At 36.2% G+C, this 23341-nt stretch carries 16 protein-coding genes; 11 read left to right on the top strand and 5 right to left on the bottom strand.

Annotated elements, in window-relative coordinates; genetic code table 11:
- The first annotated feature begins 152 nt into the window (after nucleotides 1-152).
- From glnL to proP, 6 genes are all read left to right on the top strand, one after another.
- Nucleotides 153-1268, top strand: coding sequence for a nitrogen regulation protein NR(II) (gene glnL / locus I2F17_RS05295; protein WP_211139267.1), 1116 nt, complete (start codon nucleotides 153-155; stop codon nucleotides 1266-1268).
- Nucleotides 1255-2721 (top strand): nitrogen regulation protein NR(I), encoded by a 1467-nt coding sequence (gene glnG / locus I2F17_RS05290; protein WP_196422434.1) that lies wholly within the window; start codon nucleotides 1255-1257, stop codon nucleotides 2719-2721. The genes glnL and glnG overlap by 14 nt, the downstream gene beginning before the upstream one ends.
- Before the next feature lie 114 nt (nucleotides 2722-2835).
- Nucleotides 2836-3645: a tetratricopeptide repeat protein gene (locus tag I2F17_RS05285; RefSeq protein WP_211139266.1), complete on the top strand. Its 810-nt coding sequence runs from the start codon at nucleotides 2836-2838 to the stop codon at nucleotides 3643-3645.
- 78 nt (nucleotides 3646-3723) lie between these two features.
- Nucleotides 3724-4377: a TetR/AcrR family transcriptional regulator gene (locus I2F17_RS05280; protein WP_196422436.1), complete on the top strand. Its 654-nt coding sequence runs from the start codon at nucleotides 3724-3726 to the stop codon at nucleotides 4375-4377.
- A gap of 85 nt (nucleotides 4378-4462) precedes the next feature.
- Entirely contained in the window at nucleotides 4463-5383 is a 921-nt protein-coding gene (gene argF, locus I2F17_RS05275; protein WP_211139265.1) for an ornithine carbamoyltransferase, read from the top strand.
- A gap of 389 nt (nucleotides 5384-5772) precedes the next feature.
- Nucleotides 5773-7251 carry a glycine betaine/L-proline transporter ProP gene (proP, locus tag I2F17_RS05270; protein ID WP_196422438.1) on the top strand — a complete coding sequence of 493 codons (1479 nt, stop codon included), beginning with the start codon at nucleotides 5773-5775 and terminating at the stop codon, nucleotides 7249-7251.
- 473 nt (nucleotides 7252-7724) lie between these two features.
- On the opposite strand, the gene hrpA is transcribed toward proP, so the two are convergent.
- Nucleotides 7725-11579 carry an ATP-dependent RNA helicase HrpA gene (hrpA, locus tag I2F17_RS05265; protein WP_211139264.1) on the bottom strand — a complete coding sequence of 1285 codons (3855 nt, stop codon included), beginning with the start codon at nucleotides 11577-11579 and terminating at the stop codon, nucleotides 7725-7727.
- A gap of 305 nt (nucleotides 11580-11884) precedes the next feature.
- Here hrpA and ahpC point away from each other — a divergent pair, with 305 nt between their 5' ends.
- The gene (gene ahpC / locus I2F17_RS05260) at nucleotides 11885-12448 is read left to right on the top strand and encodes an alkyl hydroperoxide reductase subunit C (RefSeq protein WP_196422440.1); all 564 of its coding nucleotides are present in this window, start codon (nucleotides 11885-11887) and stop codon (nucleotides 12446-12448) included.
- A gap of 53 nt (nucleotides 12449-12501) precedes the next feature.
- Here ahpC and aceI read toward each other — a convergent pair whose 3' ends face one another.
- Nucleotides 12502-12924 carry a chlorhexidine efflux PACE transporter AceI gene (aceI, locus tag I2F17_RS05255; RefSeq protein ID WP_196422441.1) on the bottom strand — a complete coding sequence of 141 codons (423 nt, stop codon included), beginning with the start codon at nucleotides 12922-12924 and terminating at the stop codon, nucleotides 12502-12504.
- Nucleotides 12925-13013: 89 nt separating this feature from the next.
- On the opposite strand from aceI, the gene aceR reads away from it, so the two are divergent.
- The 3 genes from aceR (at nucleotide 13014) to leuE (ending at nucleotide 15698) form a co-directional block, all read left to right on the top strand.
- Complete coding sequence (gene aceR / locus I2F17_RS05250; protein WP_211139263.1) at nucleotides 13014-13910, top strand: HTH-type transcriptional regulator AceR; 897 nt, start codon at nucleotides 13014-13016, stop codon at nucleotides 13908-13910.
- Nucleotides 13911-13980: 70 nt separating this feature from the next.
- Nucleotides 13981-14964: a transaldolase gene (gene tal, locus I2F17_RS05245; RefSeq protein WP_211139262.1), complete on the top strand. Its 984-nt coding sequence runs from the start codon at nucleotides 13981-13983 to the stop codon at nucleotides 14962-14964.
- A 77-nt stretch (nucleotides 14965-15041) separates the two neighbouring features.
- Nucleotides 15042-15698 carry a leucine efflux protein LeuE gene (leuE, locus tag I2F17_RS05240; RefSeq protein WP_211139261.1) on the top strand — a complete coding sequence of 219 codons (657 nt, stop codon included), beginning with the start codon at nucleotides 15042-15044 and terminating at the stop codon, nucleotides 15696-15698.
- A gap of 73 nt (nucleotides 15699-15771) precedes the next feature.
- On the opposite strand, the gene I2F17_RS05235 is transcribed toward leuE, so the two are convergent.
- Nucleotides 15772-17034: an MFS transporter gene (locus tag I2F17_RS05235; protein ID WP_211139260.1), complete on the bottom strand. Its 1263-nt coding sequence runs from the start codon at nucleotides 17032-17034 to the stop codon at nucleotides 15772-15774.
- A 105-nt stretch (nucleotides 17035-17139) separates the two neighbouring features.
- Here I2F17_RS05235 and I2F17_RS05230 point away from each other — a divergent pair, with 105 nt between their 5' ends.
- Nucleotides 17140-18036 (top strand): LysR family transcriptional regulator, encoded by an 897-nt coding sequence (locus I2F17_RS05230; RefSeq protein ID WP_196422446.1) that lies wholly within the window; start codon nucleotides 17140-17142, stop codon nucleotides 18034-18036.
- A 9-nt stretch (nucleotides 18037-18045) separates the two neighbouring features.
- Here I2F17_RS05230 and I2F17_RS05225 read toward each other — a convergent pair whose 3' ends face one another.
- Entirely contained in the window at nucleotides 18046-18606 is a 561-nt protein-coding gene (locus tag I2F17_RS05225; protein WP_196422447.1) for a lipocalin family protein, read from the bottom strand.
- 1210 nt (nucleotides 18607-19816) lie between these two features.
- Nucleotides 19817-22423 carry an aminopeptidase N gene (gene pepN, locus I2F17_RS05220; protein WP_196422448.1) on the bottom strand — a complete coding sequence of 869 codons (2607 nt, stop codon included), beginning with the start codon at nucleotides 22421-22423 and terminating at the stop codon, nucleotides 19817-19819.
- Nucleotides 22424-23341 lie beyond the last annotated feature (918 nt).

Here is a 23341-nt window from a genome sequence, read left to right as displayed (position 1 = left end):
AAGAGCCAAAACAATGCACGATAAAGCGTAAAAAGTTGGCGTGTATTTTGCTTTATTTAAGACACATAATGATGTAAACACGTGCTATAACAGGGAAAAGTCACCATGAATACGGTATTTACGCCCTATTTCAATACAGGACATGCTGAAAAATGACCACGCAACTTGCGATCGACTATCGGCTTTTAGTGGACAGCTTGTCCACAGCAGTACTACTAGTAGATGAAAAACTCAACGTGTTTTATTTAAATCCAGCCTGTGAATCACTATTTGACATTAGTGCATTACGTGCTTGTAATTATTCAGCTTTGCAATTACTTGAAATTCCAGATGATGAGTTCAATACTGAAAAAGCACTCATAAACACCCTCGAAAAGGGACAAGCATATACACGCAGAGAAGCAATTATTCGAGTGAATTTTCAAAACATTCACGTTGACTATTCAGTGTCTTGTGTCAATGTTGATAAAAATACTGCACCATTTTTGCTCATTGAGCTCAATCCGATTGAACGAATGCTCAGAATTTCAAAAGAAGAACATTTATTGCAACAGCACCAAGTCACACGTCAACTCATACGAGGCGTTGCACACGAAATCAAAAACCCTTTAGGCGGCATACGTGGGGCAACGCAGCTTCTTGCACGTCGTTTAAATGACGAAAAATATAATGAGTTTACTGAAATTATTATTAATGAAGTGGATCGTTTACGTACCTTAGCAGATACCATGCTAGGTTCTAGACAACTCCCTAGCTATATTGATGTAAATATACATGAGCCTCTAGAACGTGTTTATTCGCTAGTGAGCAATCAAACGAAAAAGAAAATCAGACTCATACGTGACTATGACTTATCACTTCCGACCATACAGGCAGATCGTGATCAGCTCATTCAAGTTATGCTCAACATTAGTGTTAATGCTGTGCAAGCCATTCTTGAAAATAAAGCCTTTTATCATCACCAAGAACAGTCACCCACACTCACTTTTAGAACTCGCATACAACGCCTTGTGACCATTAACAATATATTACATCGTTCAGCGATTCGTATCGATATTGAAGATAATGGCCCAGGTATTCCAACCGACATACTTGAAGCCGTCTTTTATCCACTGGTAACAGGTCGAGCAAATGGTACAGGCCTTGGTCTGAGTATTGCACAAAACATTATACACCAGCATAACGGCGTTATTGTATGCCAATCCGTTTCAGGAAAAACCACCTTCAGTTTATATTTACCTTGGGAGTCGAAACATGTCACGAAATAAAATTTGGGTCATTGATGATGATCGTGCCATGCGTTGGGTACTAGAAAAAACCTTTAAAGAAGAAGGTTTCAATGTCACAAGCTTTGAAGATGCTCAAAGCGCTTTAGACCAACTACACACAGATCTCCCCGACGTTATACTGACAGATATTCGTATGCCAGGTATTGACGGTCTTACGTTTTTAGGTCGTGTTAAAACCAACCATCCCGATCTACCTGTCATCATTATGACAGCACATTCAGATCTTGAATCAGCTGTATCAAGCTATCAAACAGGAGCCTTTGAATATCTCCCAAAACCATTTGATATTGATGAAGCCTTGGCTTTGGTAAATCGTGCAATTTTGCATTTAGAAAAACTACAAAACCAAGAAGCCACACAAAACTATCAACCGCTACAAACCACCGAAATTATTGGTGAATCCCCAGCCATGCAAGAGGTTTTTCGTGCAATTGGACGGTTATCTCAATCTCATATTACTGTACTGATTAATGGGGAATCAGGAACAGGAAAAGAGCTTGTGGCACATGCACTACACCGCCATTCACCAAGAAAAAATAAACCTTTTATTGCACTTAACATGGCTGCTATTCCAAAAGACCTCATTGAAACTGAACTTTTTGGGCATGAAAAAGGGGCTTTTACAGGGGCAAATACACAAAGACATGGCCGATTTGAACAAGCCAATGGCGGTACGTTATTTCTAGATGAAATTGGTGACATGCCATTTGAAACACAAACACGACTCCTAAGAGTACTTGCAGATGGCGAATTCTATCGCGTAGGTGGACATATTCCTGTTAAGGTTGATGTTCGAATTGTCGCTGCTACACATCAAGACCTCGAAAATTTAGTCGAAGCTGGTCGCTTTAGAGAAGACTTATATCACCGTTTAAATGTTATTCGCATACACATTCCAAAACTTGCACATCGTAGTGAAGACATCGCTATGCTTGCACAGCACTTTTTAGAACAAGCCGGAAAAGAACTGAGTGTAAGCTCTAAAATCTTACGACAAGAAACCATTGCCTATATGAAGCAACTTGCATGGCCAGGTAACGTTAGACAACTTGAAAATATTTGTCGTTGGCTCACGGTCATGATTACAGGCCGAGAGGTTTATCCAAATGATTTACCTCCTGAGCTAAGACAGACAACCGCCATCAAAACCTCAGATCCTGCCACAAAAACAACACGTGCCGTCACACAAGAGTGGGATGAATTACTCAGTGAGTGGGCAGTCAATAAACTCAAAAATGGCGATATCAAAATTTTAGATATTGCTACACCAATTTTTGAACGAACACTCATCAATGCTGCCCTTGAGCAAACACGTGGTCGAAAACGTCATGCAGCCGAAGTATTGGGTTGGGGACGTAACACTTTAACACGAAAGCTTAAAGAACTCGGCATGGATGATGCCTCTGAAGATGATGATGAACGAAGCGAATAAATTCAGTTAAATTTAAACTTACACGGGTGCATATCCTTATATATGCACCTAGCACCACCCTAAAAAACGTGATATAAAAGATAATAATTATCATTTATATTAAGGTGGTTAAACATGGGCGCTTTTAGAGACTTTAAAAACACAATACGTGATTTAGATAAAAATGTTCAATTACTCTATGAACACGCCAATCTTGCCATTACAACACAACATTATGACCATGCCATAATTTTACTCGAACAAATTAAACAACAGCAGCCCAAAGATCCACGTTGGATGCATGGGTTAGGTAATTTACATCACTATAAAGGTGAAACGACACTTGCATATCATTACTACATGCAAGCAGCTCAGCTTAAATTTGCTTTATCGTTTAACCATCTTGGTCAAATAGAATCTGAACGCCATAATCATGTATTGGCTGAACATTATTTTTTATCTGCCATTCAATATGGCCATCATTTATCACTCATTTCACTTGGTAAAATTCTAGTAAATCAATATCGAATTGAAGATGCTTTAAGTTGTTTTGAACAAGCACTTGAGCATGAACATCATGACGCTCTCATCCCTCTTGCACAATGTCATATATTACAAAAAAATTATGTATTGGCAAAAGAGGCACTGACTAAAGCACTCGATTTAGATTTACCACACACTTCACACTACATTGCACACATGTACCATCAACAACGCCGTATTGAAGATGCAAAAGGCTGGTATATCCATTCATTTCAAGTCGATAAGAATATTGCGTCACTCGAACAGTTTGGTCAAATTTTATGTACACAAGGACAAATTATTGATGGAGAAAAAATTATCTCACTATCACAAAACCTTGAAGATGAAAAACCACTAACCGAATTAGAACAACAACTTATACAATCTATTTTAGGAACAAATTCATCCTTTCAAATCATCTAAAAGCTAAAGCAAGTGAGAATTCCATAAAGTTTGCTATAATTAGCAATATTCGTCATTTTCACTTGTGATCTATCATTTATGTCAGATTCAAAAGATAAATATATTCATGAGCTTCCACATACCAAACGCGGTATGGAAAGATGTATTGCTTTTTTAGATATAGCAACTGACCTTTTTTTAAAAAAAGGCTACGATGCGGTCTCTTTGAACGACATTATTCAATGTACAGGTGGGTCAAAAGCGTCTATTTATAAATTTTTTGGTAATAAAGAAGGACTATTTAAAGCAATTTGCGACTATCGGCGTGACATGTGTTTGCAAGAGCTTTATTTAAATACAGAACACTACGAATCTGACTTACGTAGTTTCTTCTTAACTGTGCTCAAAAACTTTTATGACTACATCATAGATGCTAAAAACATTCAATTCAAACGCCTGATTTTAGAGCGTGCCACACACGACATAGACTTAGCCAATCATTTAAATCAAAATGTTTTACACTACCTTATCGACAATATCAAAAAACATCTCATGAAAGCCACTGAGCAAGGCATTATTGTGTGTCCAAACCCAACACACTCCGCCACAATTCTCTTAGGCACAGTTTGGCATGTCGAATGGCAAATGCTTGTCGGTGTTTCTGATATTGCATTTACTCACAATACACAAGAATATATTAATTATTGCGTTGATCATTTTTTAAAAGCGCACGAATATAAACAATCTTTTTGAATTTGTAACAGGTTGTAGTATATTCGAGGATTCTTTTTTATTCACAATCAATAAGTAATTGCCCAAGCAATTACGTGGAGTAAGTATGGCTCTACGTCATTTTTTAACGTTGCGTGATTTATCATCTGCAGAACTAGAACGCATTATTCACCGTGCGCAAGAGTTAAAAAAACTACAACACCAAAATCAAACATACCAGCCATTTGTAGGCAAAGTACTCGGTATGATTTTTGAGAAATCAAGCACTCGTACACGTGTGTCTTTTGAAGCAGGTATGAGCCAATTTGGTGGTAGTGCAATTTTTTTATCCTCTAGAGATACGCAACTTGGCCGTGGAGAACCCATCGAAGACTCTGCTCGTGTCATTTCAAGCATGTTAGATATTGTCATGATCCGTACTTTCGGACATGATATTGTTGAACGCTTTGCATCTTACTCACAGGTTCCTGTGATTAATGCACTCACAGATGATCATCACCCGTGCCAACTACTTGCAGATATACAAACGTTTGTAGAGCATCGTGGCTCAATTCAAGGGAAAACTGTGGCTTGGATTGGCGATGGAAACAATATGTGCAACTCTTACATTGAAGCAGCACACATGTGGGGATTCAAGTTAAAAATTGCGTCTCCAGCAGGCTATGAGCCTCAAGAAAAGTTTTTAACTGAGTATGCTCATTGTGCTGAGCTAGTGAGTTCTGCAGAAGATGCTGCGGTCAATGCAGATTTAATCGTCACTGATGTTTGGGCATCTATGGGACAAGAAGAAGAGCAAAAGATTCGTGAAAAAGCCTTTGCGAATTATCAAGTCAATGAACAATTGATGCAACTTGCACATTCAGATTGCCTCTTTATGCATTGCTTACCAGCACATAGAGGTGAAGAAATTTCCGAACACATGCTCGAACATAAAAGTGCTGTCGTGTGGGATGAAGCAGAAAATCGCCTACATGCGCAAAAGGCATTAATAGAATTTTTGCTACAAGAACAGCATCAACCACTGTAACCTGTGTTATAAAATAATAATATTTTATATACAAAAAGCCTCGTAAAAACGAGGCTTTTTTTCTAATAAAGCGATAATCTAATCTAAAGCATTATTAATGCTAATTATTATCTTACAAAATATAACACTACACTACAAATAAGGATACATAAAGAAACAAATATAAAACATTAAGCCTATAAAGCAACCACGATGCTGCTCTATAAATCTTCTATAATATTTAAGTCATTGAATTTTTTCATTTTTAAACGTTACAAGAAAAAATACATGCTCAACTTTGTATTTTTGCACCTATTTTCTCTTGTCATGTCGAAAAACTTTCCCCTTAAATAATTGCTTTAAATCGTAAAAATGTTTAAAGCAACCCTCCATAAGACTAGGAATATTACATGCGTGGATTTAGAAAGAAAGCCAAGCCTGTCGATATCGCAGATGTAAGCATTGTCGATCAAAATAAATCAAAACAAGCAATTCGAGCAGCCGCTCTTGGTAATGCAATCGAATGGTTCGATTTCGGTGTATATGGCTACGTTGCCTATGTACTTGGTAAAGTGTTTTTCCCAGAAGCTAGTCCAAGTGTACAACTCGTTGCTGCCCTCGCCACTTTCTCTGTACCATTTTTATTTAGACCGCTTGGTGGTATTTTATTTGGCCATTTGGGCGATAAATATGGTCGTCAAAAAGTCCTTGCCACCACCATTATACTCATGACCCTAAGCACGTGTGCTATCGGTCTACTGCCCTCCTATGCAACCATTGGAATTTGGGCACCCATCTTGTTACTTGTCATTAAAATTTTACAAGGTATCTCTGTAGGTGGTGAATACACCGGAGCGATTGTCTTTGTTGCAGAATACTCACCTGACCGTAAACGTGGATTTATGGAAAGTTGGCTCGATTTTGGTTCAATCGCAGGCTTTTTGTTGGGTGCAGGCTTAGTTTCTCTACTTACTGTAGTCATCGGCTCAGAAGGCTTCCAAGAGTGGGGCTGGCGCATTCCGTTTATCTTATCTTTACCTTTAGGTATTGTCGGCCTGTATTTACGTCACTCTCTTGAAGAAACACCTGCCTTCCAAAAGTATAGTGAATCTGAACAAAAAAATACCAAATTATCATTTAAAGAAGTTTTTTCAAAATACAAACGCAGTATGTTTTTATCTGTAGGTATTGTTTTATGTACCAATGTCACTTACTACATGCTGTTAACTTATTTACCAAGCTACTTCACACACAATTTAAAATACGATGAAGCACATGGTACTGCATTAATTATTGCAGTCATGATTGGTATGTTATTTGTTCAACCACTGATTGGTTGGTTGAGTGACAAATGGGGTCGTCGACCATTTATTTTTGCAGGCAGTCTATCATTATTGTTCTTTTCTTACCCTGCCTTTAAAATGTTAGATTCAGGAAGCATGCCACTTATTTTATTGGGCTTAATTATTTTAGCATTGAGCCTAAACATGCTACTGGGTGTCATGGCATCTACGCTACCTGCTTTATTCCCAACTGCAATTCGTTATAGTGCGTTAGCAATTTCTTTCAATATCTCTATTGTTGTTGCAGGTTTAACACCAACAATTTCAGCCGCATTGGTAGAATCTACGCAAAATCTAATGATCCCTGCGTATTACTTAATGATCTTTGGTGCAATTGGTATTTTTACCGCATGGCATTTAAAAGAAACTGCCAACAAACCTCTATTTGGTGGTACGCCAATGGCAACCAATAAAGAAGAAGCACAAGAGCTTCTTGAAGAATTCCATGGAACACTAGAAGAACGTATTGAAAAAATTGATCAGCAAATTGTAAGCCTACAGAAAAAACGTCAAGGTTTGGCAGATAAACACCCAGAAATTGACTAATCACTGATTTAAATATAAAAACAGGGGGCTTCATGCGCCCTGTTTTTTTTATTGATATTATTAAATTTCAACATCAGAGGTCGACAACAATACAGCCCTTTTACATTGACTTCTCAATAAACATGCATCAGACAATCAAGCTAAAATATTTCAATCATGAATGAAGATTTTTTAAGATCAGTATAACAATATGTTTTGATTCAGTTTTCAAGATCTATTGAATCAATACAATCAAAGATAATTCTACATCTACTGTTTTCAGTATTCTTTATCTAAACAAGAGATATGGATACCTTGATCATAATGACGCAGGCTAGAGAAAAAAATGAACACAAAAATGATATTCAAATCCGTGTATTCATTTTTCAAAAACCCATCTTGCCTCGACCAAAAACACATATACTTTTATGTTAGTGGTACATTTGGTCTTTATCTCTTGATCACTAAGAAATTGGATTTAATACATTCTTAAATTACGATTGCTTATCCCAAGCCTGTTGCAAACGTTTTGGGGAAACAGCAACTTTTGTTTTCATCGGCTGTGAAAACAAAGAGATACGGAACTCCTCAACCATTTTATAAAATTCATACCCATACGATTGCTTCTCATCAAACAATTTATCCATCCATGGATCGATCTCATCGAGCGCAATACGATCTTTATTCAAATTATGAGGTAATCGTTCCAAACGAATAAGTACAGCTTTTAAATAACGTGGGAATTCTTGCCACAATGAAACAGGCTGTGCATAGGCAAATTGATCGAGTTTCATCAATGATAATTGGTCTTCAATATCATCAATATGATGGGCAAAAACATGTTCATCTAGCCCCATAAGCTGTGTTCTCGCTGTTTGCCAGTCGATATAAATTTGATTAAAATGTTGTAATACAAGCTGTCCACTACTTAAAAATTTCTGTTTTACTTGTTGCTGTACCTGTTGGAATGTATCAATATTTTGAGGTAATTCTGTTTGACTCAGAACGTCATCTAAAGTTGCATACACCAACATATTTTCTAACTGTGTTTTATCTCCTAAAGGCGAATAAGCCAATGCCAATGGTTTACTAATTTGCTTTTTCAGCTGTCTGACCATGTCACCTAGTTGAGCATAGAGCAAACAAATTACACCTTCTTTGTGTAAACGCCATGCCTCTAATTCATCATGCAATGCATGTACAGTCACTTTTGCATCATCTTTAGATTTCAAAGTTGCAAACGGTTTTTCTGGTACAAGTGCATAGTATTGTTTAACTATAACACCCGTCACTTTTTTAGAAGACTCAAAGACAAATTGCTTTGGAAAATCACTAAAAGCGCCATTTGTTTGTAGAATTGGTTTTTGTGTTTCAATACGGCAACGTGCTTTGAGTTCATCCAAATCACGCCCACTTTCGATGTTACGACCTTTTTCGTCAATTACTTTAATCAAAGGTAATAAATAATTGGGTACACGTTCAAATGAAAAATCTTGTACTGTGATTTGTTCACCACGAAGAGCAAATGCCAAGTATTTAAAAATATGTTGCTGTAAATGCACAGCATCAATTGCACGAAATAAACGTTGTGCAGTATCGGGAATCGGAACAATATGACGACGTTTTTCTTTAGATAGATTTTTTAAAAATGCTTCTATGAGCTCTAAACGCCAACCAGGAATCCCCCATGACCATATGTTTTCATCAACTTGAGATAACGCTTGCAATGGTATTTTCACGGTTGCTCCGTCTTCATCATGACTTGGATCAAAATGATAACTGGTTGACAATCGCAAACTGCCATTGTGTAAATAGTCTGGGAACTGTTGTGTTGTTGGACGATCATCTAACCATAAGGCAGCTTCATCAATATATAAATATCGTGCATCGTGTGCTTCAACGGTTGCTCGCCAATCTTCAAAACTTTTTCGACTGGCAATATCGGTAGGAACTTTACTTTCATAAAATTGAAATATCGTTTCTTCATCGACCACCAAATCACGGCGTCTTAATTTATCTTCTACTCGCTCTACTTCTTGTAATTTGAGTAAATTATGTTTTAAAAATGGTGGGGTAATTCCCAAATGACCTGTGGTTAAAGCATCTCTTAGAAAAATTTCATGTGCTGCTAGCTGGTCTACTTTTTCAAAATTAGTGAGTCGTCTTGGCTCAATAATTAAACCAAACAAAGTCATTTGCACATACGAGTGTACAATCCCCGTTTTCTTTGACCAATGTGGTTCAAAATAATGATATTTTAGTAAGTCACGGGCAGCAAGTAATATCCATTCAGGTTCAATTTTTGCCAAACCACGTAAATAGACCTGCGATGTTTCTACCATTTCAAACGCCATGACCCAAGATACGCCTGCTTTATGCAACGTACTTGCAGGGAAAATACGTGCTTTTTGTTGCCTCACTGCCATATAAACGTTTTTTTCATCTGTTTTATTAGCAATAAATGACAATAGTCCTGTAAGCAATGCACGATGCAAATTTTCATAACTTGCAGGTTTTTCATTCATTGACAGGTTTAAACTTTCTGCCAGTGAAACCAATTGAAGATATGTTTGCTTCCATTCGCGTATACGCAACCAACTCAAAAAATGCTGGCGTGCAAATTGCCTACGCTTATTCTCACTCATATCCGCTTTATTTGACTCAAGAACTTCCCACAGTTTTAAATAAAATAAAAAGTCAGAATCTGCTTGTTTAAATAAAGCATGTTTTTGATCGGCCTGAGTCTGTTTATCTGCAGGCCGTTCACGCGGATCTTGTACCGCCAACGCACTCACAATAATCAATGCTTCTTGTAGCACACCAAAATGTGCTCCACCTACAATCATACGAGCAAGTCTTGGGTCAATTGGCATTTTTGCCATCATTTGACCCACTTTGGTTAGTGTGGTTTTTTTATCATTTAACGCACCTAATTCTATGAGCAATTTGCGCCCATCATTCACTAAACGATGGTCTGGTGGTTCAATAAAATCAAACTGCTCAAGCTCACCTAGACCTAAACTTTGCATTTGCAAAATGACAGATGCAAGATTTGTTCTTTTAATTTCAGGTTCAGTAAATGCTGGGCGACTTAAAAAATCTTCTTCGCTATATAAACGAATACACACCCCAGGAGCAATACGACCACATCGCCCTTTACGTTGGTTTGCTGCTGCTTGAGAAATGGCTTCTATCGGAAGACGCTGTACCCTAGAGCGATAACTATAACGAGAAATACGTGCAAATCCACTGTCTATAACGTAACGAATATTTGGTACCGTAAGCGCAGTTTCTGCAACGTTGGTGGCAATAATAATACGGCGACCACGCCCACTTGGGTTAAATATTTTTTGTTGTTCAGACAGTGCAAGGCGTGCATATAAAGGTAAAACTTCTGTATGACGTGGGCCATGCTTGTGTAATGTTTCTTGTAATTCTCTAATTTCTTGCTCAGTACTGGCAAAAATCAAAATATCGGCATGCTCAGGGTGCCCTGAGTGATCTGCATCAGCAAAACACTCCTCAACCGCATTAACCACTGCACGGGGTAAAAGCTCTTCAAAATCATCAAACTCATCATCATCACTACTTAAAATGCTCATGTCTGAAATAGGACGATATCTCAGCTCTACAGGATAACTACGCCCCTCAACTTCAAAAATAGGTGCACTATTGAAATATTGACTAAAACGATTGACATCTAAAGTTGCTGAAGTGATGATGACTTTCAGGTCAGGGCGTTTTTTCAGTAACTGCTTTAAGTACCCCATAATAAAATCAATATTCAAAGAGCGCTCATGAGCTTCATCAATAATAATCGTGTCATATTTTAATAAATATCGATCATTTACTAATTCTGCCAACAAAATACCATCGGTCATCACTCTGACTAAAGCATCATTTGAGCCTTGCTCATTAAAACGAACTTTAAAACCAATAGATTGCCCGAGTTTCTCACCCACCTCTTCTGCTATACGTTGTGACACACTACGAGCAGCTAAACGTCTTGGTTGAGTATGGCCAATCATACCGGTTAAACCACGCCCCGCAAGCATTGCAATTTGTGGCAACTGTGTTGTTTTTCCAGAACCTGTTTCCCCTGCAACAATAATCACTTGATGCTTTTGAATCGCATCAACCAATTGATCGGCATAACGAGTCACAGGTAAATCTTGATTTAATCGAATACGTGGCCGAGTATCTGCACGGCGTTTAACTTTATGATTTGAACGTTCAAATGCATGAATATATTGTTCAGATTGTTTGCCTTTTTGCTTACCCAACAGATTTAAATGATGTCGGTCACGTGCCATAACTAAATGATCTACATCTAATAAATCGTTTTGCACTGAACTTATTCCCTACATGAATTTTACAAGAGTGCCATTTTACGCCACTCTAGAGATGAGATAAAGAGGCGAGATTTAATTTAAAGTTTTTGTTGAAGGCACCCTTGTAAAAGAAACAAAATGCCCCATTATTATTCATGAAGATGTCATTACCTCTCAGGCATCATATTGGTATTGGTCTTACACATGAAAACCATTTGTTTTTCCGATAGCCATTATTTAAAAATACCATTTCCTCGTATAAGATATTTTTTTTACCATTTAAGCAATTATTAAAACGCAACCATAATCCATCGGAGCATATTATGAGCTTGATTAACACTGAAGTTAAACCATTCAACGCAACTGCGTACAAAAATGGTCAGTTCATTGAAGTATCTGAAGCAGATCTTAAAGGTAAATGGTCTGTATTTTTCTTCTATCCAGCAGACTTCACGTTCGTATGCCCAACTGAGCTTGGTGACTTAGCTGATAATTACGCTGAATTTCAAAAGCTTGGTGTAGAAATTTATGGTGTATCAACAGATACTCACTTCACACACAAAGCATGGCACGACACTTCAGAAGAAATCAAAAAAATTCAATATCCTCTTGTAGGCGATCCAACTTGGACGCTTTCTAAGAACTTTGAAGTACTGATTGATGGTGAAGGCCTTGCAGACCGTGGTACTTTCGTTGTTGACCCAGAAGGTAAAATCCAAATCGTTGAAGTAAACGCTGGCGGTATTGGCCGTGATGCACAAGAACTTCTACGTAAGGTAAAAGCTGCTCAATACGTACATGCTCACCCAGGTGAAGTATGCCCTGCAAAATGGAAAGAAGGTGATGCAACACTTGCTCCATCTATTGACCTTGTAGGTAAAATCTAATTGTGTAAACCACAAATATAGATAAAAAAGGCCGTTCAACTGAACGGTCTTTTTTATGACTGATGCTTTGATATAATTTTGTGTTCAATAATGTCGTAACACCACTGAAAAATAAATGTATAAACCAAAATACATAACGTCAATGCAATATCTAATGCAAATGCTTCAAATAACGATATCTTTAACACATACGCAATCATGGGTGTGGTTGCTAAAACAAGTCCACCTTCAAAACCAATCGCATGTAAGATACGAACAAAAATCGTTCTTTTGAGCTGATATTTTTTTTCAATCTTTTCAAATAAATAATTAAAAAGCATATTCCATATTACAGATGTTACTGCCATGATCACACCGAGTATTCCTGTGACTTCAAGTGGCATTTTTAAAAACACACTGAGTGCAATTGCTATAATAATTAATAAAATAACTTCATATGTAAATGCATGAATTAATCTACGTTTTGAAATAAACATATAATAAATCCCTTATAATTTCGAATAGGTCTTATTTTATTTCTATAATAATGATATATCTAGTTAGAACCTTTCAATATTATTGATACATGAATTTAAATCAAGAACAACTCCTTATTTTTACAACAGTGATGCAAGCTGGCTCATTTTCTGCAGCAGCAAGGTTGCTTGGTAAAGTTCCATCTGCTGTGAGTATGTCTATTGCAAACTTAGAGGTTGATTTAGATATGCAATTGTTTACACGACAAGGGCGTGAACCGATTGCAACACCTGCCGCCCACAGTTTATACCAAAAAACGTTATATTTACTTAGTGAAATGAATCAGTGGAAGCAACATGCAAATGCACTCAGTCAAGGGTTAGAAAGCTCTTTTAATGTCGTGATCGCGTCTGAGCTGATCTACACACCATGGATTGAATACGTTTTACTGTTAGAAAATACTTTTCCAAGTTTGGAAATTAATGTTTTCACTGCACCACAAGAAGAAGCAATACAAATGCTCTTACAAGGCCAAGTACAATTTGCATTTTTATTTGAGCGTGAAATTTTAGACTACAGAGAAAGTTTTATTGAAGTATTTCACGAAACGATTTTACCCGTAGTTAGTCAAAGTCACCCACTTGCGCAACTCAAAGATGTTTATTTACACGATTTAGCACAGTACAGACAAATTGTTGTTACAAGTCGGCATCTAGACATTCAGCCTGAGCTATTATTTTCTAAAACCTATTGGCGTACCAATCAACATCATTTAGCGGTATCTATGATGCAAGAAAATTTAGGCTGGGGGTTTCTTCCATTGCGTTCACTACAACACATTGACCAAAAAAAAGCTAAAATTCAAACCTTAAATGTCATTAATTTCACGCAAAAATGTAACTACTTTGTCGATCTTGTTTGGCATAAAGAACATGCTCACGGTACTGCGAGTCAATTTTTAATAAATTACGTCAAGAAACAAAGAACCGATAAAAATACACACTGATTTTTTATCAAAATTTTAGTCAAATATGATATAAATACAACAATATATGATCTTATGATGAAAATACTCTATGACTGAATCTGCTTTGTCTCAACTCAATCAAATGACAACAGTTGTTGTAGACAGTGGTGACTTACTTGCTATTGAGCAATTTAGACCACTAGATGCAACCACAAATCCATCATTAATTACTGCTGCGGCAAGCCAACCTCAAAATATTAAACTCATTGAAGATGCCTACGCACAGGCAAAAGATGAAGGTTATGCGTCTGATGCACTCATTGAACGTACTATTGATATTTTGACTGTAAAACTTGGCGTAGAAATTTTAAAGCTGATTAAAGGTCGAGTATCTACAGAAGTTGATGCAAGCTTATCTTATGATACCCAAGCGACCGTTGCAAAAGCCAAAGAACTACTTGCATTATATGCAAGCTATGGCGTTTCATCTGAACGTATCTTAATTAAAATTGCTTCAACATGGGAAGGTATTCAAGCGGCGAAAATTTTACAAAGCGAAGGTATTGATTGTAATTTGACATTATTGTTTGGTTTGCATCAAGCAAAAGCCTGCGCAGACGCACATGTGAAATTGATTTCACCTTTTGTCGGTCGTATTTTAGACTGGTATAAAAAAGCTGAAAATGTGTCGGCATACCCAATTGAAAAAGACCCTGGTGTGTTGTCTGTAAAAGAAATTTACACCTATTATAAAACACATGGTATTCCTACTGAAATTATGGGTGCAAGCTTCCGTAGCACATCACAAGTACTAGGCCTTGCAGGTTGTGACCTATTGACAATTTCACCCAACATTTTAGCAGATCTTGAAAAAGAAACAGCTATCGTAAAGAAACAGCTCAATACACCTATGGCCTCTACACCACAAGAGACTGTTGCCATCAGTGAAACTGAATTTAAACATCAATTAGAACATGACTTAATGGCATTTCAACTACTACAATCAGGAATTGATGGTTTTATTAAAGCTAGAGAACAACTCAGCGAATTACTACATCAATCTTTGGGATTTAGTGCTGAAATCAAAAACTAAACGACTTCATAGAAGTACCTTTAAGCCGATACTTTTACAGTATCGGTTTTTCATTTTAATAAAAAAGAGGATTGATTGTGCTAGGAATCATTAATTTATCAACGTTTATTATTGGCACAGTCATGATTATTATTTTGCCAGGACCAAACTCATTTTATACCCTATCTATTGCATCTAAATACGGGGTTAAAGCAGGTTATAAAGCGGCTTTGGGTGTTATTTCTGGGGACTTTATTCTTATTTTAGCCACTATTTTTGGCGCTGCTTCTTTATTACATAGCTTTCCAATTTTATTTCTCGCATTAAAAAGTGTAGGAGCAATTTATCTATCCTATTTAGGTATTAAACTGATTAAGCATTCTATTTTTACTTGGAAAAATAGAAATCGACCTGTAGCTCGTGAAGCCATTACACTTAATGTTACACACAAAAAAGAAACCCCTTATAAAACAGCATTAACGATTAGTTTACTTAATCCCAAAGCAATCTTATTTTTTCTTTCTTTTTTTATTCAATTTGTCGATCCAAAAAATGACTCACCTTTACTGAGTTTTTTAGTGTTATCTCTCATTTTAGAAGCCATTAGTATTACCTATTTAACTTTATTAATTTTTTCAGGAATCAAACTGTCTGGTTATTTTGCTAAAAACTTACGTCTAACCAGTATTTCTATTTTAATCGTTGGATTTTTATTTATTGGGTTTGGCATTAAACTTGCGCTAAGTAATATATAAAACACACGATCACCACAATTTTAGCCCTAAAAAAGGCCACATATACATGTAGCCTTTGCTCAAAGATTTTAAATTACCATTCATATATTTTAGCTTTGACTGCTCGCCAAATTAAGAATAATGCAATCACTGATAATGCAATATTTAATCCGACGACAGCAGGCCAACCACCGTGTTGCCAAAACACACCACCAAATGAACCTACAACGCTAGAACCTAAATAGTAAAATAGTAAATATAAAGATGATGCATGACCTTTATTGGTTTTAGCAGTTGAACTTACATTACTACTGGCCATGGCATGTGCAATAAAGAAACCTGTCGCTACAAAAGCAACACCTATAATAATTGCAAATAAATGCCCACTTAGTGTAATTAAAGCACCAATCAACATCGATAAAAAGCCTAAACACATAATAGGTGTACGACCCAATTTATCTGCCATGTAACCTGCAAGTGTAGAAGAGACAATACCAAAACTATATGATAAGAAAATCATACTAATTTCAGTTTGCGTCAGATTATAAGGTGCAGTTGATAGTCTAAAAGTCACATAATTAAATAATGTCACAAAGATACTCATCACTAAAAAACCAATCATATAATTGGCAACTAAAGCAGGATTTTTTAAATGTGTAGTCCATGCTTTATAGTGAAAATCAAAATTGATGCCTTTTTTTGCTACAAAATTACGAGAGGCTGGCAGTAAGAAAAAGAATCCAATACAGCAAATAAAGCAGATCACTCCTAAAATACCCATGGCAACTCGCCATGAAAAATATTCTGTCATTAACCCCATACCCACGCGACCCATCATTCCACCAAAAGCTGTACCTGCAATATATAACCCCATCGTACGTGCTAAATGTTTTGGGTTAATTTCTTCTGCAATCCAAGCCATCGCAACAGCAGGAACACCACCTAAAATAAAACCCTCTACGGCTCTAGCCACCAACATGAGGTTCCAACTTGGGGAAATAGCACACAAAATATTGAGTAATGCAGCAAGTCCCATGGAGCAAAACATCAGACCTTTACGGCCTAAAGCCTGCGAAAATGCACTCGACAATACAATGGAGAATGCTAAAAACCCTGTCGTTAATGATAAAGTTAACGAGCTCGTACTTGCTGTTACACCAAAAGCATGGGTAAATTCAGGTAAGAGCGGTTGTACGCAATAAATTAAAGAAAAACTTGCAAAACCCAATAGAAATATAGATATTCCCGCCTTTTGATAGTCTGTTGTACCACAGCTAATGCCTTCGTATGGGCGTTCATTTTGAATGGGGGTTGACGTACTTTGCTCCAGAGAATCTGTCGCTGACTGAGTTTTCATGATGTCTTAAATGACCATAAACTGTATTTTAGATGCTAAATATGGTAACAATTTGAAATATATATGTATAATATATTAGACATCATAGAACTATACTTTTAAAATATGGAAATACGTCATATAAAGTACTTTATGGCTGTGGCCAAAACACATAACTTCTCAAAAGCTGCACAGATTTTGGGAATTAGCCAACCACCTTTAAGTATTCAAATCAAACATTTAGAAGAAGAAATTGGCAGTGAATTATTTTATCGTACTTCACAAGGTGCCACACTCACTGCAGCAGGTGAGGTATTTTTAAAGTCTGTCTCTAATATTGAAGCACAGCTTCATCTAGCAATAGAACAAACACAACGTGTAGCCAATGGTGATATGGGTGAATTACGCTTAGGCTTTACTGGCACAGCAATTCTTAATCCTCTCATTCCTTTAGCCATTCAAACATTCCAAGCCACATACCCCAATGTTAATCTTATTTTAAAAGAAGCAAATTCATTACTTTTAATTGACGATGTGACAAACAATGAATTAGATATTGCAGTGATTCGTACACCACATAACTACCCATCTGATATTTGTATTCAACATCTACTGTATGAAAATTTAGTGGCTGTATTACATCAAGATACCCCTTGTACAGGTGAACCCTATATTTTACTCAGCTCACTCAAAGACCAAAAATTTATTGTATCTCCTTACGAAGTGAGTGCAGGATTACATGACGCAACCATTAACGCATGTAAACAAAGTGGCTTTGAGCCTATATTTGGCCCAAGCGCACCACAAATTGTTTCTATTTTGTCGCTTGTTGCTGCAAATTTAGGGGTATCGTTGGTTCCAGAAACCACTCAACAGGTAAACATCAAGGGTATTCGCTATAAAGCATTACATCCAGACACGACAAAAGTTGGTTTAGGTCTTGCTCACCAATATGATTATCATTGCCAACCTGCCATTAATTTTTCGAGTATTTTACATACTTTATTAAATGAACACAGTTAATGCTATAGCTTAACGGTGTTCGCCAAAAATGAGTGATGATGTGTCATACCCTTGTTCTTTAGCTGTTGCTAAAAATGCTTGGCATTTTTCTTCGGTTATTCTAGGTGTACGTGCTAACAGCCATAAATACTTATGTTTTCCATCACCCACTAAAGCTGTTTCGTAGTTTTCATCTATACGTAAAATCCAATAATCACCTTTACTACAAGGGAACCATTGTAAATATTTAGGTAAAAAACTCACTTTCAGTTGACTATTGGCTTCATTTTGAACAAATGCTGTTCCTCTTGCCGTTTTATGACGACCTTTTTTATCTATACAACGATTGGTCACAGCAATCGTTTGATCCGAATTGAGTCCATAATGTGCAGAGGTATTGTAACTTTTTTCATCTTGAAAATAGTTAGGTAATCGAGCAATTTCATACCACTGCCCTAAGTATTCTGCAAGCTCAACTGAGTCTACAGGTTGAGGTACTTTTTGCACTGATTTCGTTTTCTTTTTTTGATATAACACTACCCCTATGCCTAAAACTGCTGTTGCAAATAGCGTTCTTTTCTTTATTTTCATCTTATAAACTCCTGTTCGTATATCGCTTATACTACGTGAATCCCCTGCTCAACAATGGTTAAATTCTGTTTAAAAATCTCACTAATTTGTATCTTAAAAGTTAAGCGCTCAGATTTACACAATAGTCTTAAACCCATGCTTTTATACGCTGCTATGGCATCATAAATTGTAGTTCAATGGCTATAGCCTTTTCTTTGAAAATAACGGTCAAATGATCAGACGTTTTCATAGTGCTTTTAAAGCAAGTATATTTATTTTAATTTTAAAAATTAATTATTTACTCTTCATTATATATGATCAAAATTTTAAAAACACATTAAAATTAAAGTATATTGCGAAAACATATTTTAGTATAAACCATGAGATGGTTTCACCACAGCACATATATTTTTTCAGAAAAAATAACATTTTTTTGTTCTACAAATGAGTAAAAAAAAGCATTTATTTAGATCAAAATATATAAAACAATCACTAATTAAAATATGGTATTCATCATTCAAATGAGCGCAAAATCAGCCCTGTAAATATTTTTTCTTATTCACTCGGTCACATTACACCCTCTCTAAATTTTTATGCTAAAACATTCTATAATAAAACTGTCTAATTATTCATACATCCAACAATACCAAAAGATAACCTACCCATTCTGTAATAATTTCTTGTATGTATTTTTCAGTGGTTTCACTATAAAAACAACATCACCTTTGCCTAAAAAGCACTCTAAACCTAGCTATTTACTGTTAAGTGAAAATTCATACGTGTATTTGAATCGAGAAAGATATTTTTGATTATAACCATGCTCATTAAAAAAATAATAGCGCCCTCAAATTTGGTCTGGCAAATACTTGCCATGAATTAATAGCTCAAATTTTTTCTCATGTATACAATGCATTATTCATTCTTATTACACGTTTTAGATATACATCTACACGAGAATCAATTTCAAAGATGATTAAATTTAAACCATTTTCCTAATCATCAATGAATAAATACAAATTTTTCATAATCAAATAATGGGTTTTCATGGTTTGGTCGAGTTCACTTGAGAGCATTTTCAACTTAATTAGAAACAATATGATGCGTCACATCATATTGCACTAAAGTTATGAACATGAATGACAGGCCACAGAGGTGATTTCAAAAGTCTAAAAAATTCATGATCAGTCATTTTAAAACACATCGCACTACTCATAGTACGATGTGTTTACAGCTATGCTTTAAGCATACTACTGAGAGTTTCTGATACATTTTTTGAACGAATAGATGGTTGCACATCTTTTAACTGTTGTAAGACTTCAGATCGCTTTGGTTCTGCTAGAGTGTACCAACGTGATAAAGCCTGTAACAATCGAGAGCCTATAATTGGATTTTTCTCATCCAAATACTGAGCCAAATGAATAAAATGCTGTACTCCAAAACTCCATGCATTCACAGGACGGCTGTTTAGCCCTCCACTCACTGCACGAATACGATTAGGTGTACCTAAATCATAATCAGGATGTGCAATCAATGCTTTCAATTCGGCTTCATTCAATTTCGGGTGTGCCGCTTGAATCATAAACCATTGATCAAGTGCCAAAGGTTCATCTTTAAATCGCACATAAAATGCATGTAAAGCATCTTTTGCTTGTGGCGCATCATGCCAAACCAATATTTTTAATGCACCTAAACGTTCAGACATATTTTTACTATCACTAAATTGAGCAAAGGCTAAATCAAAAACATCTTTGTCTTTTTGAGCAGCCATGTAACTTAGCATAATATTTTTTAAAGCACGCTCTCCCATCGCTTGTGAAAACTCAGATTGCTGTGCAGGGTCTAATGCTTGGTAAGTTTCTTTCCAAAATGCACCCATATCATGAGCAATCGTATAAATTAATTGGTCACGTACTGCTTTCATTTTTTCTGGCAAATAATCTTGATCAATACGGCTAGCCAAATAACTTTCTGAAGGGACATCAAGTAAACGAGAAGCCAATAATGGGTCTTTATTTACTAGGTTGGGTAAGGTGTGCTTTAAGGCATCAATATAATGTTGTGCAGGGTGATTATTCAGCAAAATACGCTCAAGCAAAGTCTGTGTTGCTTGCCACTGGTTAAAGCCATTGGTTTCGTGCTGAATTAAAAAAGCCAATGACTCATCTGAATCATCAAAAATTAAATGAACAGGTGCAGAGAAATTGCGTAACAACGAAACAACGGGAGCTTGCTCTATATCTGAAAATACAATACTTGCTTCATCTTGGTCGAACAAATACATGCCATCTTGTACATGATTTTTAAATAAATCATTTGAATGCAGCGTATATTGTTCACCTGTAGTTGCGTCAAATAATGCTACTGCTACAGGAATAGGTACAGCCTTTAAATCAGGATACTTCGCATTCTCTTTCAAACTTTGTTTAAAGGTTAAACGATAGGTTTTTTCAGCAGCATCATAATGCTCTGTAACATGTAATGTAGGTGTGCCCGGTTGATTGTACCAACGTAAAAATGCCGACAAATCTACACCAGAACCTGCAGATAACGCATTCACCCAATCTTCTACAGTCACTGCTTGACCATCGTGACGGCGAAAATATTCATCTGTGCCTAAACGATACTTGGTTTTCCCCAATAAAGTAGCCATCATCCGATTAATTTCAGCACCTTTTTCGTAGACTGTTGCAGTATAAAAGTTATTAATTTCTACAAAATGGTCGGGACGAGGTGGATGAGATAATGGGCCTGCATCTTCAGGAAATTGATGTGACTTTAATACTGAAACATCATCAATACGCTGGACAGCCGCTGACTGTAAATCTTCTGAAAAAGATTGATCACGGAAAACCGTTAGACCTTCCTTTAAACACAATTGAAACCAATCTCGGCATGTAATACGATTACCCGTCCAATTATGGAAATATTCATGAGCGATCACTGATTGCACACGCATAATCGCTGCATCTGTCGTATATTCTTCATCTGCCAACACACATGATGTGTTAAAAATATTGAGCCCTTTATTTTCCATGGCACCCATATTAAATTGGCTCACTGCAACGATCATATAATTATCTAAATCATACGGTAATCCATAATGTTCCTCATCCCAACGCATAGAATGCTTTAAAGCTTCCATGGCAATATGACATTTAGGAATATCTTTTTCAATTGCGTAAATTTCTAATGCCACACGGCGACCTTCTGAGGTCACATAATGATCTTTAAGTACCGCCAAATCTCCGACAACGCAGGCAAATAAATATGCAGGCTTTTTCGTAGGATCTTGCCAAATCGCATAATGGCGTGTGGCATTTAATTCACCTTTTTCCAGTAAATTACCATTGGCTAAAAGAATAGGATACTTTTTATCTGCTTCTACACGTGTGGTAAATACAGACAATACATCTGGGCGATCTGGGTAAAATGTAATCTTACGAAAACCTTCAGGTTCATTTTGGGTCACAAATAAATCGCCAGCCTTGTATAGACCTTCAAGCATCGTATTTGTTTCTGGATGAATATGTACAGATGTTTCAAGTGTAAAAAGATCAGGGCAATCTAAAATGACAAGTTGTTCTTCATTGTGTTGATATTGAGCTGATGAAAGAACATGATCATTAATTTTGATCTGTTTTAACTCTAAGTCACGACCAAGCAAAACCAATGGGCCTTCCGTTTGGCGTTGCATACTCATTACCGTATTGACAATGGTATAATCTTCAAAAATCTGTATATCTAGATGCACTGAATCGACTAAGTATGTTGGTTTTTGATAATCCTTCAGATAAACCGTTTCATCTGCCTGTACTACAGGATTTGCAGCTATATTCATATTCGATCCTATGGGTTACACCAATTTAACATCGTGTTGTGAGGTATTTTCATTGTATATTGTCATTAATGAGGCAATAGAGCCAATAAATCAATAGTTAACGTCTGTGATTGAGCTTGATTTATACATATAATTTACAAACTCACCTCGATCTATACAACCTGATTACATTGAGCATAAATTGCTATGTTACAGCATTGCAAAATACAGCACCGAAAACATATCTCATATAAAAAATGTTTGCTGTGATTGACCGTATAACTCATTCGGTGCTTTTTATGATCAATAAAACCACTTTATATAAATAATCTTCACGCAGTTTATCGTTACATACCCTATAACGAGATTAATTAAAGCAATCCAATGAAGGCAAATGCTTAAAAGATATCGACAAATCACTTCAAACAAAAAGATGTTTATATTAGTCATTTTAAAAGTAGATGAATCGCTTTAGACATTATATTTAAACGATTTTTTTAGCACTCAACCCAATAAGGCAATGAATTTAATTCAATATTTATAACAACTCAGATTTGACCATTGACCATTGACCATTGACCATTGACCATTGACCATACCGCAATACACATCATTTTAGAGCCATTAGCTTCTATTTATTATGATAAGCACTTCTCTTTCTTATTCTTTTTTAGGGTTCAACACATCTGCACTTCCATTCAATACCAATATTATCAGTTGAACAAGGTCACTCCCTATACCAAAAGATGTATAAAGATCATTTTATTGGTCTTTTGATATTTAATAAAATAAGACTTTTACCTTTTAGCATAGTTTATTTATCATGCTAATTATGAATTATGGCTTGCAGTTTTGATTGTAAGTTTTCTGCATCATTTTATTATTACACTTACTCAGCAACATAAATTTCTCAAAACTACACTGACTTATTTTACTGTG

It is taken from the genome of Acinetobacter baretiae, from assembly GCF_015627105.1.
In the GTDB taxonomy this organism is placed as follows: Bacteria; Pseudomonadota; Gammaproteobacteria; order Pseudomonadales; family Moraxellaceae; genus Acinetobacter; species Acinetobacter baretiae.
The sequence above is the reverse complement of the archived record's forward strand: the minus strand, read 5'-3'. Positions and strand labels throughout refer to the sequence as shown.

Coding starts and splice junctions, on each gene's coding strand:
- glnL (WP_211139267.1), top strand. CDS start 153: ATGACCACGCAACTTGCGATCGACTATCGGCTTTTAGTGGACAGCTTG.
- glnG (WP_196422434.1), top strand. CDS start 1,255: ATGTCACGAAATAAAATTTGGGTCATTGATGATGATCGTGCCATGCGT.
- I2F17_RS05285 (WP_211139266.1), top strand. CDS start 2,836: ATGGGCGCTTTTAGAGACTTTAAAAACACAATACGTGATTTAGATAAA.
- I2F17_RS05280 (WP_196422436.1), top strand. CDS start 3,724: ATGTCAGATTCAAAAGATAAATATATTCATGAGCTTCCACATACCAAA.
- argF (WP_211139265.1), top strand. CDS start 4,463: ATGGCTCTACGTCATTTTTTAACGTTGCGTGATTTATCATCTGCAGAA.
- proP (WP_196422438.1), top strand. CDS start 5,773: ATGCGTGGATTTAGAAAGAAAGCCAAGCCTGTCGATATCGCAGATGTA.
- ahpC (WP_196422440.1), top strand. CDS start 11,885: ATGAGCTTGATTAACACTGAAGTTAAACCATTCAACGCAACTGCGTAC.
- aceI (WP_196422441.1), bottom strand. CDS start 12,924: ATGTTTATTTCAAAACGTAGATTAATTCATGCATTTACATATGAAGTT.
- aceR (WP_211139263.1), top strand. CDS start 13,014: ATGAATTTAAATCAAGAACAACTCCTTATTTTTACAACAGTGATGCAA.
- tal (WP_211139262.1), top strand. CDS start 13,981: ATGACTGAATCTGCTTTGTCTCAACTCAATCAAATGACAACAGTTGTT.
- I2F17_RS05235 (WP_211139260.1), bottom strand. CDS start 17,034: ATGAAAACTCAGTCAGCGACAGATTCTCTGGAGCAAAGTACGTCAACC.
- I2F17_RS05230 (WP_196422446.1), top strand. CDS start 17,140: ATGGAAATACGTCATATAAAGTACTTTATGGCTGTGGCCAAAACACAT.
- I2F17_RS05225 (WP_196422447.1), bottom strand. CDS start 18,606: ATGAAAATAAAGAAAAGAACGCTATTTGCAACAGCAGTTTTAGGCATA.
- pepN (WP_196422448.1), bottom strand. CDS start 22,423: ATGAATATAGCTGCAAATCCTGTAGTACAGGCAGATGAAACGGTTTAT.